The sequence below is a fragment of the Methylorubrum pseudosasae genome, assembly GCF_029504475.1.
GTDB classification, from domain to species: Bacteria; Pseudomonadota; Alphaproteobacteria; order Rhizobiales; family Beijerinckiaceae; genus Methylobacterium; species Methylobacterium extorquens.
In genome coordinates this window covers 5,066,656-5,081,418 of the sequence record NZ_JAQGDU010000002.1, presented here as the reverse complement: position 1 = coordinate 5,081,418, position 14,763 = coordinate 5,066,656, and the positions used below count along the sequence as shown (strand labels likewise).

General features: G+C 68.6%; 10 protein-coding genes and 4 pseudogenes. 9 read left to right on the top strand and 5 right to left on the bottom strand.

The features are described from left to right. Nucleotides 1-153: 153 nt before the first annotated feature. Complete coding sequence (gene infC, locus M2437_RS24910; protein WP_003602674.1) at nt 154-675, top strand: translation initiation factor IF-3; 522 nt, start codon at nt 154-156, stop codon at nt 673-675. Between the two features lie 192 nt (nt 676-867). Here the strand turns inward: infC and M2437_RS24905 are convergent. Both M2437_RS24905 and M2437_RS24900 read right to left on the bottom strand, forming a co-directional pair. Continuing rightward, nucleotides 868-3,206, bottom strand: a pseudogene (locus tag M2437_RS24905) (amylo-alpha-1,6-glucosidase). 158 nt (nt 3,207-3,364) lie between these two features. Beyond that, nucleotides 3,365-4,498 (bottom strand): glycosyltransferase family 4 protein, encoded by a 1,134-nt coding sequence (locus tag M2437_RS24900; protein ID WP_015822208.1) that lies wholly within the window; start codon nt 4,496-4,498, stop codon nt 3,365-3,367. A 251-nt stretch (nt 4,499-4,749) separates the two neighbouring features. On the opposite strand from M2437_RS24900, the pseudogene M2437_RS24895 reads away from it, so the two are divergent. The 7 genes and pseudogenes from M2437_RS24895 to M2437_RS24865 all read left to right on the top strand — a co-directional run bounded on the left by M2437_RS24895 (nt 4,750) and on the right by M2437_RS24865 (nt 10,797). Then, nucleotides 4,750-5,031 (top strand): annotated as a pseudogene (locus M2437_RS24895) (type II toxin-antitoxin system RelE/ParE family toxin). Next, the gene (locus tag M2437_RS24890) at nt 5,006-5,329 is read left to right on the top strand and encodes a HigA family addiction module antitoxin (RefSeq protein WP_499007120.1); all 324 of its coding nucleotides are present in this window, start codon (nt 5,006-5,008) and stop codon (nt 5,327-5,329) included. Before M2437_RS24895 ends, M2437_RS24890 begins: the two are co-directional and overlap by 26 nt. 193 nt (nt 5,330-5,522) lie before the next feature. Next, on the top strand, nt 5,523-5,726 hold the full coding sequence (rpmI, locus tag M2437_RS24885; protein ID WP_003602670.1) for a 50S ribosomal protein L35: 204 nt from the start codon (nt 5,523-5,525) through the stop codon (nt 5,724-5,726). Nucleotides 5,727-5,778: 52 nt separating this feature from the next. Beyond that, nucleotides 5,779-6,144: a 50S ribosomal protein L20 gene (gene rplT, locus M2437_RS24880; RefSeq protein WP_003602669.1), complete on the top strand. Its 366-nt coding sequence runs from the start codon at nt 5,779-5,781 to the stop codon at nt 6,142-6,144. A 184-nt stretch (nt 6,145-6,328) separates the two neighbouring features. Then, nucleotides 6,329-7,408 carry a phenylalanine--tRNA ligase subunit alpha gene (gene pheS / locus M2437_RS24875; protein ID WP_015950513.1) on the top strand — a complete coding sequence of 360 codons (1,080 nt, stop codon included), beginning with the start codon at nt 6,329-6,331 and terminating at the stop codon, nt 7,406-7,408. A 64-nt stretch (nt 7,409-7,472) separates the two neighbouring features. After that, nucleotides 7,473-9,896, top strand: coding sequence for a phenylalanine--tRNA ligase subunit beta (gene pheT, locus M2437_RS24870; RefSeq protein ID WP_253388979.1), 2,424 nt, complete (start codon nt 7,473-7,475; stop codon nt 9,894-9,896). Nucleotides 9,897-9,921: 25 nt separating this feature from the next. After that, nucleotides 9,922-10,797, top strand: a complete 876-nt coding sequence (locus M2437_RS24865) for a DUF1186 domain-containing protein (RefSeq protein WP_253388978.1) — start codon at nt 9,922-9,924, stop codon at nt 10,795-10,797. On the opposite strand, the pseudogene M2437_RS24860 reads toward M2437_RS24865, so the two are convergent. Further along, nucleotides 10,745-11,564: pseudogene (locus M2437_RS24860) on the bottom strand (HesA/MoeB/ThiF family protein). The gene M2437_RS24865 and the pseudogene M2437_RS24860 sit on opposite strands and share 53 nt — an antisense overlap. 274 nt (nt 11,565-11,838) lie before the next feature. On the opposite strand from M2437_RS24860, the pseudogene dapE reads away from it, so the two are divergent. Next, nucleotides 11,839-13,006 (top strand): annotated as a pseudogene (dapE, locus tag M2437_RS24855) (succinyl-diaminopimelate desuccinylase). Between the two features lie 54 nt (nt 13,007-13,060). Here dapE and truA read toward each other — a convergent pair. Continuing rightward, nucleotides 13,061-13,813: a tRNA pseudouridine(38-40) synthase TruA gene (gene truA, locus M2437_RS24850; RefSeq protein WP_253388977.1), complete on the bottom strand. Its 753-nt coding sequence runs from the start codon at nt 13,811-13,813 to the stop codon at nt 13,061-13,063. Between the two features lie 13 nt (nt 13,814-13,826). After that, nucleotides 13,827-14,756 carry a methionyl-tRNA formyltransferase gene (gene fmt / locus M2437_RS24845; protein WP_253388976.1) on the bottom strand — a complete coding sequence of 310 codons (930 nt, stop codon included), beginning with the start codon at nt 14,754-14,756 and terminating at the stop codon, nt 13,827-13,829. Nucleotides 14,757-14,763 lie beyond the last annotated feature (7 nt).

Genomic DNA, 14,763 nt, shown 5'->3' with positions numbered 1-14,763 from the left:
GCGAGTTGACTCGGCAAGAAGATTTGCCAAGTTAGTGCCGTCCGGCAGCGCCGGATCAATCGGTGGCCGGGGCTCGCCAGACGCGGTGGCTCTCAGGCTGCCGTTTTGTCGTTGATACAGGAGAACTGAGCCATTCGCAGACCAATGAGAGCCATGCCGGCCCCGCAGAAGGACGGGCCGCGCGCAAACCGGGACATACGCGGCGTCCGCGACGTCCAGCTCATCGACCAGGATGGGCAGAACCGGGGTGTCGTGCCCTTCTTCGACGCGCTGGCCATGGCTGAGGAGGTCGGCCTCGACCTCGTCGAAATCGCGCCGAATTCGGTCCCTCCCGTCTGCAAGTTCCTTGATTACGGGCGCTTCCGCTTCAACGAACAGAAGAAGCAGAACGAGGCCCGCAAGAGGCAGAAGACGGTCGAGGTGAAGGAGATCAAGCTCCGTCCCGGCATCGACAAGCACGATTACGAAGTGAAGATGAAGGCCGTTCAGCGGTTCTTCGAGGAAGGCGACAAGGTCAAGGTCACCCTCCGCTTCCGCGGCCGTGAGATCGCCCACCAGGATATCGGCCTCCGGCTCTTGGAACGTGTGAAGCAGGAGACCCAGGAGATCGCGAAGGTCGAGAGCGAGCCGATGCTCGAAGGCCGCCAGATGATCATGATCCTGGCGCCGCGCTAACCGCCTCGGCCCCGGCCTCTCCGCGATCCCGCGGAACAGGCTCATCCGCAAATGCGCTGCTCCCTCGCGGGGGCGGCGCATTTTTCGTTTTGCGTCGGAGGATGAGGGCTCCGCGCGGCGGAGCGACGGGACGGGGCTTCAGAATGCCGACGGCCCCGGAAGGATGAGGCCGCCGGCAACGCGTAAAGAGACTTATTTCAGCATCGCGATCTGCACGTCGCCGACGCGCCGCGTCACCGACACCGTCACGTCGTTGCCGTGGCGATGCAGGCGGATATCCGCCCGCGAGTCGCCGAGCTTGAGGTTGAACAGCTCCACCGCGTCGAGGAAGCGCGGCAGGATCGGATTGCGGAAGCGGATGCGGTTGCGGGCTTGGTCGATTTCGAGCCCGAGACAGGCGGCCAGGAAGGCGAAGGGCGCCGCCGCTGCCCAGGCCTGCGGCGAGCAGGCCACGGGATAGTTCACGGGCCCGCGCTGGCGCCGCCGCATGAAGCCGCAGAACAGCTCCGGCAGCCGCTTCTGGTCGTAGTACAGGCTCGTGTCGAACATCCCCTCGAACACCAGCGCCGCCTCCTCCTTGAGGCCGTAGCGGGCGAGACCGAGGGCGCAGATCGCGTTGTCGTGCGGCCAGATCGAGCCGTTGTGGTAGGACATCGGATTGTAGCGCGCCTCGCCCTTGGCGATGGTGCGGATGCCCCAGCCGTTGAACCCGTCGTTGGACAAGAGCTGCGCCGCGACGCCCGCGGCGCCCGCTTCGGCAGGGCGATGTCGGTGAACAGGGCGTGGCCGGTGTTGGAGGAGCGCACGGCGCATTGGCGCTTCGCGCCATCGAGCGCGAGCGCGTAGGTGCCGATCTCCTCGCACCAGAACGCCTTGTCGAAGTTCTCGCGAAGGGTGTTGGCGGCAGCCGAGAGCCGGACCGAAAGGTCGTCCTCGCCGAGCATGCTCGCGAGCCGCGCCGCACCGCGCTTGGCGGCGTAGACGTAGCCTTGAACCTCGCACAGGGCGATCGGCCCCTTGGCCATGGCGCCGTCGGCATGGAAGATCGAATCGTGGCTGTCCTTCCAGCCCTGGTTGGCCAGCCCCTGCTCGGTCTCGCGGGCATATTCGACGAAGCCGTCGCCGTCGCGGTCGCCGTATGTGTCGATCCATTCCAGCGCCAGCTTGAGCTGCGGCCAGATCGCCCGGATCGTGTCGAGGTCGCCCGTCACCTCATGATACTGGGCCGCCAGCATCACGAAGAGCGGCGTGCCGTCGATGGTGCCGTAATAGTGCCGGAAGGGCACCTCGCCGAGCATCGCCATCTCGCCGCGGCGGGTCTCGTGGAGCACCTTGCCGGGCTGGGCGTCGGCGGCCGGATCGACTTCCTTGGCTTGCGTCGCCGCGAGGAAGCGCAGCACGCCCTTGCCGAAATTCGGGTCGATCCAGAGCGCCATCATCGCCGTGATGATGCCGTCGCGCCCGAACACCGTGGAGTACCAGGGGATGCCGGCGAAGGGGTAGATGCCCTCCTGCGTCCGGGTCGCCAGCATGTAGAGGTCGGCGGTTGCCCGGCAGAGGCCCTCGTTGAACTGATCGTTCGAGGAGATGATCGTGGTGATGCCGGCGGTGATCTGGCGCTGGTCGCGGCGGTTGTCGCGGTAGGCGCGGGCGAAGACACGCCCCTCGCCCAGGGACCGGTCCGGCTGCTCAGCCAGGCTGCCCGCCGCCCGCGACAGGGCTGCGGCGGCGGATTCACCCGCCCGCTCGGGGCCCGGCGCGCTGGTATAGGCGCGGTGCGATTGGCACACGACGCGGATGAACAGCGAGGTGTTGGCTCCAGGCTCCAGTTCGACCACGAACTCGGCCTTGCCCGGCTCCAGCGTGTGCGGCTTCGGCCCGAAATGCAGCGAGGTGGTGCGCACCATCTCGTCGAGGCCGGCGTAGCGAAACTGCACCTCGGTCGCGCTGCGGCGCTCGACGGTCCGCTTGCCGCGGTTGGCCCGGTCCGAGCCGCGCACCTCGAACAGATCGCGGTAATCGGCGTCGAACGTCACGCCGATGCGCAGGCGACGGCGGCGGGTGTCGTAGTTGCGCAGGCCGATCCGGTCGTAGCAGGCGCCCTTGAACAGGAACTTGGTGCGCTCGATGGCGATCAGCTCGCGGGGAATCGCGGTCTCGTCGCCCGCGTCGAGCCGGATATCGGGGGTGGTGAGATCGACGCTGAGCGCCCCGTTGTCGTCCTGGATCGCCGAGGACAGCATCATCGGCCGCTCGTCCTCGATCGTCAGCGCGAGGCGCGAGAGGTAGCGCGTGTCCTGGAAGTAGAGGCCCTCCGGCCCCGGAACCCAGCCGATGTCGCCGTAGCTGTCGAGCACGGCGAAAGCCTCGCCGTATTTGAGGGCGCGTAAGGGGCGGTCCACTAGGGAGGCCTGCGCCTCGATATGATACTGCGGCAGGTTCTCGTCAGCGTCGAGGAAGCCGAACCGCGAGGCCGTCTGTCCCTCGGAGCCGTCGGCGTGGAGATGGGCTGCGTCGTCCTGTGCCGCCATGCGAAGCGCCTTTTTGCCGTTGATCCGATGCGAGCGAGGTGACCCTCGCAAATCGAAGGCCGCCGATCGCCTCGTAGCGACCGGCGGCCCTGTCGGACCCATTCAGTTAGGCGCTCTGCCGGCCCCGGCGAGGGCCGGGGCGGGTTTTCGTCGAGCGGTTAGGCCGGCATCGCGGCGACGTGGATCGGGCCGTGGGCCGAACCGTTCAGCTCACCGTACTGGGGCGAGAAGGCGCCGGCGGCGGGCATCTTGAGCACGTTTCCCTGGCCGGCCAGGAGCTGCTCGTAGGCCGAGACGTACTTGCGGACCATGACCTCGGCGGTGAAGCGGCCCTCGAAATGGGCGCGGACGCCGGCACGCGGCAGATCCTTGACCTTGCGGCACGCCTCGATCGCCTCGTCCATCGAGTTGACGATGAAGCCGCTGACGCCGTCCTTGATGACCTCCGGTACCGAGCCGTTGCCGAAGGCGATCACCGGCGTGCCAGCCGACATCGCCTCGATCATCACCAGACCGAAGGGCTCCGGCCAGTCGATCGGGAAGGCGAGCGCGAGGGCGTTGCCGAGGAAGTCCTTCTTCTGCTCCTCATTGATCTCGCCGATATACTCCACCAGCGGGTGATGGATCATCGGCTCGATCTTCTCGTCCCAATACTCCTGGTCGGCCTTGTCGACCTTGGCGGCGATCTTCAGCGGCGTGCCGGAACGGATCGCCATCTCGATCGCGCGGTCGGGGCGCTTCTCGGGCGAGATGCGGCCGAGGAAGGCGAGGTAGCCGCCCTTGGCCTCCGGATAGTAGGGGCAGTTCTGCTTGGGCAGGCCGTGGTGGATCGTGGCCAGCCAGTTGGAGCTCTCCGGCATCGGATCGCGCTGGTTGTCCGAGATCGAGACCAGGGGCATGCCGGTGAAGGTGTTGTAGACCGGCATGAAGTCCGGCACGTCCAGGCGACCGTGCATGGTCGTCAGGCACTTGTGATAGAGATCCTCGAACATCGGATACTGCAAGAGATCGATGTGGAAGTGGATCACATCGAATTCATGCGCCCGGCGATGCACGTGATGCAGCATGGCGAGGTGGCCCGCGGTGTGATCGCGGTAGCCGAGAAGGCGCAGGCCCTCCGGGTGGCAGGCGGCAAGCTTGGCCGAAGTCTGAGAATCACCGCTCGCGAACAAGGTCACGTCGTGACCCTGGCGAACGAGTTCTTCCGTGATCCACGATACGACACGCTCGGTGCCGCCATAGAACTTCGGCGGCACGGCTTCCGCGAGCGGGGCAACCTGGGCAATGCGCACGAAGACGTCTCCTGTGACAGGAAATAGGGATGTTGGCGAGACTAATGGGGGACGCGGCCTGAGCGGGACATGAACGAAACAGACAGCCAAGGTTTATGGTTCCGCCCCGCGCCTGGGGCGAGCGGCAATCTTTGCAACCCCACGGAATACCAGTTTTCCACATATGTTGGCCGGCGACGCAGGCCGGATCGCGCGGGTGCGGTTGTGGAGCATCGGACAATGTTGTACGTTGTCCGTACAATGACGACCTCATGATCCTCAGCTACCGCAACAGGGACACCGAAGCGCTGGACGTGCACGGTGTGTGCCATCGCCGCTGACGGTCCTTTCAAGCTGCGGCCGGGCGCAAGCTCGATATGCTGAACGCCGCCTCCGTCGTGAGCGACCTGCGCAGCCCGCCCGGCAACCGTCTGGAGAAGCTGTCGGGTGATCGCGAGGGCCAGTGGAGCATCCGCATCAACGATCAATGGCGCATCTGCTTCCGATGGGACGGTTCGGGGCCCGAGGATGTCGAGATTGTCGATTATCACTGAAGGAGGGTGCGGCATGCCTCGCATTAGATCTCATCCGGGCGAGATCCTGCTCGAAGAATACCTTCGACCCCTGGAAATGAGCGCCAACGCTCTGGCGAAGGCGATCGAGGTGCCGGCCAACCGCATCAGCGAACTTCTGCGCGGTCGCCGCGGGATGACCGCCGACACGGCCTGCCGCCTCGGCCGGTTCTTCGGGACCACGCCGGAATTCTGGATGAGTCTCCAGACCGCCCACGATCTGTCGAGGGCCGTCGCGGAGCACGACTATTCCACCTTGCGTGCTCTCGAAAGCGCCTGACGCCGCCGCCGAACGCTCAAGGGCGAATGTTGCGTCCGCGATCGATTGAAACCGGCGGATGTTTCTGCCATAAGCCGCCCGCGTCGAACCGCCCGGCCGATTAGGGCTGCCGTGGCGGTTCCCGTTGCTCCAGCAGCATCAAGCGCGAAGTCCCGGCCGCCGGCCGGATCGCTGTCGCGTTCAGGAGAGCGAAATGCCCAAGCTGAAGACGAAGTCGGGCGCCAAGAAGCGCTTCAAGATCACCGGCACCGGCAAGGTGATGTACGCCCAGGCCGGCAAGCGCCACGGGATGATCAAGCGGACCAACAAGCAGATCCGCAACCTGCGCGGCACGACGACCCTGTTCGAGGGCGATGCTGCCAATGTGAAGAAGTACTTCCTGCCGAACCAGCGGTAAGTTCTTCCACCCCTCGCGATCTGTTTTGTCTTAACGTTCCAGGAGATCTCCCATGGCCCGCGTCAAGCGTGGCGTGACCAGTCACGCGAAGCACAAGAAGGTTCTGAAGGCTGCCAAGGGCTACTACGGCCGCCGCAAGAATACGATCCGCATCGCCAAGCAGGCGGTGGAGAAGGGTCTGCAGTACGCCTACCGCGACCGCAAGAACAAGAAGCGCACCTTCCGCGCTCTCTGGATCCAGCGGCTCAACGCGGCGGTGCGCGAGCACGGCCTGACCTATTCCCGCTTCATCAATGCCCTGGCCCAGTCCGGCATTGAGGTGGACCGCAAGGCGCTGTCCGAACTCGCCATCCACGAGCCGGCCGCGTTCGCCGCCGTCGTCGAGAAGGCGAAGTCGGCCCTGCCGAAGGCCGCCTGATCGCTCCGCCGAACGGCGGAACGCTCGAAGCTCTGACAAGGCGCGGCGCGGCAAGCGCCGCGCCTTCTTCATTTCCGGCCGGGGCATGTCTGCCCGACGGCCCCGGTCCGCCCCCTTCGCGTGCTTGCAGGAATGCGAACGACGCGCGAAGGCAGCCCCGGACGACTGGCCAAGGACAGCGGTAATGGATCTCGACGCTCTCGAACGCGATCTTCTCGGGCAGATCGAGCAGGCCGGGGACGAGGCCGGCCTCGAAGCCCTGCGCGTCGCGGCACTCGGCAAGAAGGGCAGCGTCTCGGAGCTGCTGAAGACGCTGGGCGCGATGACGCCCGACGAGCGCAAGGAGCGCGGCCCGCTCATCAACGGCCTGCGCGACCGGGTGCAGGGCGCGATTTCTCAGAAGCGCGAGGCGCTGGCGAACGCCGCCCTCGATGCGCGGCTCGCCGCCGAGCGGATCGACGTAACGCTGCCCCTTCGCGAGGCGCCGGAGATCCGCGGCCGCATTCACCCGATCAGCCAGGTGATCGAGGAGATCACCGCGATCTTCGCCGATCTCGGCTTCTCGGTGGCGGAAGGGCCGGATATCGAGACGGACGAGCTGAACTTCACCGCGCTGAACTTCCCCGAAGGCCACCCGGCGCGGGAGATGCACGACACGTTCTTCTTACGCCCCGACCATCTCGGGCGGCGCAAGCTCCTGCGCACCCACACCTCGCCGGTTCAGGTGCGGACCATGCGCGCCAAGCAGCCGCCGATCCGCGTGATCATGCCCGGCCGCACCTACCGCCACGATTCCGACCAGACCCACACGCCGATGTTCCATCAGGTCGAGGGCCTCGTCATCGACCGCTCGGCCAACATCGCCAACCTGAAATGGGTGCTCGAATCGTTCTGCCGCGCCTTCTTCGAGGTCGAGAACGTGACGATGCGCTTCCGCCCCTCGTTCTTCCCCTTCACCGAGCCGTCGGCCGAGGTCGATATCCAGTGCTCGCGCAAGGGCGGGGAGCTGCGCTTCGGCGAGGGCACCGACTGGTTGGAGGTTCTGGGCTGCGGCATGGTCCACCCCAACGTGCTGCGCAGCGGCGGCCTCGACCCGGATCAGGTCCAGGGCTTCGCCTTCGGCATGGGCATCGACCGCCTCGCCATGCTCAAATACGGCATGCCGGACCTGCGCCCCTTCTTCGAGGCAGATGTGCGCTGGCTGGAGCATTACGGCTTCCGGCCGATCGACGTGCCGAGCCTGGTCGGCGGCTTGACCGCCTGAGACCCGCCGCCCTGACTTTCGATCCCGGCCCGGTCCGCTCCGGCGGCCGCGAGGATGTTCTGAGATGAAATTCACCCTCTCCTGGCTCAAGGACCACCTCAACACCGAGGCCTCGCTCGACGCGATTGCCGAGTCGCTGACGCGGATCGGCCTCGAGGTCGAAGGCATCGAGGACAAGGCCGCCGCGCTTCGCCCCTACGTGATCGCGCGGGTGATCTCGGCCGAGCAGCACCCGAATGCGGACCGCCTGCGGGTTTGTCAGGTCGATGCCGGCGACGGCCAGCCGCTCCAGGTCGTCTGCGGGGCGCCGAATGCGCGCGCCGGCATGCTCTCGGTCTTCGCGCCCCCCGGCACCTACGTGCCCGGCAAGGCCATCACCCTGTCGGTCGGCACGATCCGCGGGGTCGAGAGCCGCGGCATGCTCTGCTCCGGCGCGGAACTCGGCCTCGGCGACGACCATGACGGCATCCTCGATCTGCCCGCCGACGCGCCGGTCGGCACGCCCTACGCCCTCTGGGCCGGGCTCGACGATCCGGTCATCGAGATCAACCTGACGCCGAACCGCTCGGACTGCACCTCGATCCACGGCATCGCCCGCGATCTCGCCGCCACCGGCCTCGGCACCCTCAAGCGCGAGCCGATGCCGCCCGTGCGGGGCGAGGGGCCCTGCCCGACCCCCGTCACGCTGCAGTTCGACGAGCACGACAAGGGTCTCTGCCCGCTCTTCGCGCTCCGCCTCGTGCGCGGCGTGACGAACGGACCCTCGCCCGAGTGGATGCAGAAGCGCCTGCGGGCGATCGGCCTTCGCCCGATCAACGCGCTGGTCGACATCACCAACTACATGACCTTCGACCGCGGCCGGCCGCTGCACGTCTTCGACGCTGGGAAGGTCGCGGGCGGCCTCACCGTGCGCCGGGCCGAGGAGGGCGAGAGCCTCGTCGCGCTCGACGGCAAGACCTACCGGCTCGATTCCGAGGCGGTGGTGATCGCCGACGGCAACGGCGTCGAGTCGATCGCCGGCATCATGGGGGGCGAGGCCTCGGGCTGCGACGAGACCACCACCGACGTGCTGATCGAGTCGGCGCTCTGGGATCCGCGCAACATCGCCCGCACCGGCCGGCGCCTCGGCATCATCACCGATGCGCGCTACCGCTTCGAGCGCGGCGTCGATCCGGCCTTCGCCCTGCCAGGGCTCGACCTCGCCACCCGCCTCGTGATCGACCTGTGCGGCGGCAGCCCGAGCGAGGCGCGCATCGCCGGCGAGATCCCGGATCTCGACCGCGTCATCGATTTCCCCTGGACCGAGGTGCGGCGGCTGGCCGGCATCGAACTGTCGCGGGCCGAAATGAAGGTGACGCTCGAATCCCTCGGCTTCCACATCTCCGGCTCGGGTGACCGGGTGAAGGTGCTGCCGCCGTCCTGGCGGCCGGACGTGGAGGGCAAGGCCGATCTCGTCGAGGAGATCGTGCGCATCGCCGGCCTCGACCGGATCGAGCCGAAGCCGCTGCCGCGCGTCGAGACGGTGGCGGTCGAGCCGATGCTCACCGTGCTGCAGCGGCGCGGCCGCCTCGCCAAGCGGGCGCTGGCGGGCCGCGGCATGCTGGAGGCGGTGACCTATTCCTTCGTCGCGCACGAGGATGCCCGGCTGTTCGGCGGCGGCGGAGCGGATCTGGCGCTCGCCAACCCCATCGCCGCCGACCTCTCCGACATGCGCCCGAGCCTCGTGCCGGGCCTGTTGCGGGCCGCGCAGCGCAACGCCGACCGCGGGTTCCCCGACACTGCCCTGTTCGAGGTCGGCCAGTGCTTCGCCAGCGACGAGCCGGAGGGCCAGAGCCTGCGCGCCACCGGCCTGCGCCGCGGTACGGCGCGGCATGCCGGCTCCGGGCGCCACTGGAGCGGCGCGGCGGAAGCGGTCGATGCCTTCGAGGCCAAGGCCGACGCGCTGGCCCTGCTCGCGGCGCTCGGCGTGCCGACCGGCGGGCTCCAGATCGTGGCCGGCGGGCCCGACTGGTTGCATCCGGGCCGCTCGGGCACGCTGCAATTCGGCCCGAAAAACGTGGTCGGCCATTTCGGTGAGCTGCACCCGCGGCTCCTGAAGGCGATGGACCTCAAGGGCACGCTGGTGGCCTTCGAGATCACCCTCGATTCCCTGCCGCTGCCGCGCCACCGGCCGACCAAGGCGAAGCCCGCCCTGGTGCTGCCCGACCTTCAGGCGATCTCCCGCGACTTCGCCTTCGTCGTTCCCCGCGACGTGCCCGCCGCCGACATCCTGAAGGCGGCGCAGGGCGCCGAGCGCAAGCTGATCACCGGCATCGAGGTGTTCGACCTCTACGAGGGCGCCGGCATCCCGGACGGGTCGAAGTCGGTTGCGGTCGCGGTGCGGCTGCAACCCTCCGAGCGCACCCTCACCGATGCGGAGATCGAGGCGGTAAGCGCCAAGATCGTCGCCGAGGTGTCGAAGAAGACCGGCGCGACCCTGCGCTCCTGATCGGGTCCGACAGAGGGAGACGGCCATGGACGCGGAACTCGTCGCGGTTCTCACGCAGGAGAACCATCTCCCGGCCGAGGCGCTGAAGCGGGCCGCCGAGAATCCCGAGGCGGTCGCCGAACCCGTGCTCGCCCTGCTGGAGCGGGCGGCGGAGGATGCCGAGGCGATCGCGGACGAGGAGACCAACCTCCTGTTCTGGGGGCTGCACGCCCTGGCCGCGGCGCGCGACACGCGGGTCTTTCCGCTCCTGATGCGCCTGATGCGCCAGGACGGCGAGGCGGTCGATGGACTTCTCGGCGATGCCTCGGCCGAGACCCTGCCGGCCGTGATCGCCTCGACCTTCGACGGCGACACCGCGGCGCTCGCCCGGCTAATCCTCGACAGCACCGCCGACGACTTCCTGCGCAACGCAGCCTTCGCGGCTTTGGGCTTCCTGACGCGCCAGGGCCGGATTCCGCTCGACGAGGCGGAAGCGCTGCTCGTGCGCTTCGACGAGGCGCGGGCGGCGGTTGAGGAAGCACCGGCCTGGATTGGCTGGGAAGAGGCGGTCGCCTATCTCGGGCTGAAGGCGCTCGCCCCGCGGGTGGAGGCGGCCCGGCGCGACGGTCGCATCACCGACGAGTTCAGCGACCTTCCGTGGTTCCGCAAGGCACTCAAGCAGGCGAGCGCTGCGCCGCCGGACCTCAGCGCCTTCGACGCCCACCGCTACACCTATCTCGACGATCCGGTCGGCGCGCTGGGCTGGACCGCGGAATCCTACGGCCAGCCGGTCAAGAACCCGTTCAAGGATGTCGGCCGCAACGATCCCTGCCCCTGCGGCTCGGGCAAGAAGTACAAGAAGTGCTGCCTCACCGCGGCGGAAGCGGGTGCCCCGCCGGCTCGGCTGCCGGGCCTGTCCTGACCCCGTTCAGCGGGTTGTCCGGGTCCCAGGCATAGGCCAGCGTCTCGAAGCGCATCGAGCGGGCATCCACCATCAGCAGGCGCCCGACCAGGGGCTCGCCGAAATCGGCGAGCGCCCGGATCACCCTCCATCGCCATCAGCGAGCCCATCACGCCGGCGAGCGCCCCGAGCACGCCGGCCTCGGAACACGGCGCGACGCTGCCCGGCGGCGGCGGGCTCGGGAACAGGCAGCGATAGGTCGGGTTCGGCTCACCCGTCGGCCCGGTCTCGTGCGCGCGGATCGTGGTGAGCGAACCGTCGAAGGCGCCGAGCGCCGCCGTCACCAGAGGTTTTTTGCCGGCAAAGCACGCATCCGAGACCGCGTAGCGAGTGGCGAAATTATCGGAGCCGTCGGCCACGAGATCGTAATCGGCAAGCAGGGCAGGGGCGTTCTCGGGCGTCAGGCGGCAGGCATGGGTCTCGACGCGCACATGCGGGTTGAGCCGGGCCACGGCTTCCGCCGCGCTCTCGACCTTCGGACGGCCGAGATCGGGCGTGCCGTGGATGACCTGCCGCTGCAGGTTCGAGAGCGAGACGGTGTCGTCATCGACGATGCCGATCGTGCCGATGCCAGCGGCGGCGAGATACTGGATCAGCGGCGCACCGAGCCCGCCCGCGCCGATGACGAGCACGCGCCCCGCCTTCAGCCGGGCCTGACCCGGGCCGCCGACCTCGCGCAGGACGAGGTGGCGGGCGTAGCGTTCAATCTCTTCGGAGTTGAGGGCCATGCGCGCCATGTAAGCCGCTTGGACGGGGAGCGGAAGCGGTCGCGGGCTTGCTGCGCGCGGAGCAGGTGCGTGCTAGGGCTTACCCCTTCGACGATCGCCGCTGTTTCCCACCCGCTCCCTCATCCTGAGGTGCTGCGGAGCAGCCTCGAAGGATCCTCCAGAAGCCGCGCGGACCCTGGAAGATCCTTCGAGGCCCGCTGACGCGGGCACCTCAGGATGAGGGACAGGGTTGGGAGGAGCCGTCCTTCCCCGAGCCATCTTTCCCGAGCCACCGGTGCCGCCCTTGTCCGACCATTCCCCCCTCGCCCTCGCCCAGGCACTGATCCGCTGCCCCTCCGTGACCCCGGAGGAGGGGGGGGCTCTGTCGTTCCTGGCGGATCGTCTTTCGCGGGCGGGCTTCTCGGTCGAGCGTCCTGTCTTCTCCGAGCCCGGCACGCCGGACATCCAAAACCTCTACGCCCGGATCGGCACCGCAGGGCCGGTCCTTGTCTTTGCCGGCCATACCGACGTGGTGCCGCCGGGCGAAGTCGGCTCCTGGACCCACGGGCCGTTCTCGGGCGAAGTCGCCGAGGGCTTCCTCTACGGGCGCGGCGCGGTGGACATGAAGGGCGGCATCGCCTGCATGCTCGCCGCGACGCTCGCCTTCCTCGATCGGCACGGGCCGGATTTCGGCGGCTCCATCGCCTTCCTCGTCACCGGCGACGAGGAGGGGCCGGCGGTCAACGGCACCGTGAAGCTGCTCGATTGGGCGAAGGCGAGGGGCGAGCGCTTCGACCATTGCCTGCTCGGCGAGCCGACCAACCCCGACACCCTCGGCGAGATGATCAAGATCGGCCGGCGCGGCTCGCTGACCGGGCCGCATCACCGTGCACGGCCGCCAGGGCCACGTCGCCTATCCGCACCGGGCCGAGAATCCGATTCCCGGCTTGCTGCGCCTCGCCTCGGCGCTCACGGCTGACCCCCTCGACGGCGGCACCGCGCATTTCGACGCGTCGAACCTCGAATTCACGACGATCGATGTCGGCAACCCGGCCACCAACGTGATTCCGGCCTCGGCCAAGGCCGTGTTCAACGTGCGCTTCAACGACGACTGGACGGCGGACACCCTCGGTGCCGAGATCCGGCGGCGGCTGGAGGCGGCGGCCGGCAACGCGGTGCGGTTCAGCCTCGACCTTCAGCCCTCGAACTCCCCCGCCTTCCTGACGCAGCCCGACGCCTTCGTCGATCGGGTGGCGGATGCGATTGAGGCCGAGACCGGCCGGCGCCCGGCGCTCTCCACCACGGGGGGCACCTCGGACGCCCGCTTCATCAAGGATGCCTGCCCGGTGATCGAGTTCGGCCTCGTCGGGCGGACCATGCACGAGACCGACGAGCGGGTGGCGGTGGCGGATCTCGACCGGCTCACCGCGATCTACGGGCGGGTGCTGGACGCTTACTTCTGACGCATCGTCCCGAAAGGTGGTTGCCGGCTTGTCTGAAGAGACGATGCGCCGACGCTAGGGATAATCCACGCCGACGAAGGTCAGCCCGCAGGCCGGCGCCAGCGGCCCGCAGCGGTGCTTGGCCCCCGTCGCCAGGATCTCCGCCACGTCGTCGGCGGAGAGGCGTTTGCAGCCGGCGAGCATCAACGTGCCGGCCATGGCGCGCACCTGATGGTGCAGGAACGAGCGGGCCGAGGTCGCGATCACGATCTCCTCGAACAGGCCCATCCGCTCGCGGGTCACGTCGAGCTGTTCCAGCGTGCGCATGGGCGACTTTGCCTGGCACTCGGCGGCGCGGAACGCCGAGAAATCGTGGTGCCCGAGGAGCCGTTGCGCCGCCCTGTGCATCAACTCGGCATCGAGCGGCCAGGGCACCTGCCAGACATGGGCGCGGGTGAGCGCGGCGGGGCTGCGCCGGTTGAGGATGCGGTAGCGGTAATGCCGCCGGATCGCCGAGTGCCGCGCGTCGAACTCCTGTGGCACCACCTCGGCGGAGAGGATGGCGACGGGCTGCGGCCGCAGATGCGCGTTCAGCGCGTCGCGCACGGTGTCGGTGCGCCAATCCTTCGCAAGGTCGAGATGGGCGACCTGATGGATCGCGTGCACGCCCGCATCGGTGCGGCCGGCGCAGGTGAGCCGCGCCGTCTCGCCGGAGAAGCGCGTCACGGCGGTCTCGATGGCGGCCTGCACGGTCGGGTCGTCGGCCTGACGCTGCCAACCGCGGAACGGCGCGCCGTCGTACTCGATGACGAGCTTGTAGCGGGGCATCAGGCTTGCGCGCTCACCCGAGCCGCTCCCCCGCCGCCAGCCGGGCACCGCGCAGGAACGCCTCGCCGCTGGCAGTGCCGCCCTTGCCGGCCCGGCGCAGTTCGAGGAGCCGCACCGCGCCCGTGCCGCAAGCCACCGTGCCGGCGGCATCGAGCAGCGTGCCCGGCGCGCCGGAGCCCTCGGCGGTGACGGCCCGCAGCACCTTCACCCGCTCCAACCCCTTGCCGAGATCGGCCTCGACATAGGCGCCGGGGAACGGCGACAGCCCGTTGATGTGGCGCGCAACCTCCGCCGCCGGGCGCGACCAATCGATCCGCGCCTCTTCGTTGGTAATCTTGTGGGCGTAGACGACACCCGCCTCCGCCTGCTGCGTGAAGGTCAGGCCGTCCCGCTCGAGCGCGCGGATCGCCTGCCCCATCAGGTCGGCGCCGAGCGGCATCAGCGCATCGTGCAGCTCGCCCGCAGTCATCCCTTCGGTGATGGCAAGGCGCGCTTCCATCGCCACCGGCCCGGTATCGAGCCCGGCCTCCATCCGCATCACGCCGACGCCGCTCTCGGCGTCGCCCGCCATCACCGCCCGCTGGATCGGCGCGGCCCCGCGCCAGCGCGGCAGTAGCGAGCCGTGCAGGTTGAGGCAGCCGAAGCGCGGAAGGTCGAGAATCCTCTGCGGCAGCAGCATGCCGTAGGCGACGACCACCGCCACGTCAGTCTCATGCCCGGCGAAGGTCTCGGCGGCCTCCTCGCTCTTCAGCGTCGTCGGCGTCAGAACGGGAAGGCCCAAAGCCTCGGCGCGGGCATGGACCGGAGAGAGCTTGAGCGCCATGCCGCGGCCGGCTCTGGCCGGGGCGCGGGTGTAGACGGCGGCGATCGTGTGCCCGTCGGCGTGGAGGCGATCCAGGGTGGGAACGGCGAAATCCGGCGTTCCCATGAAGACGATGCGCATCGGGTCG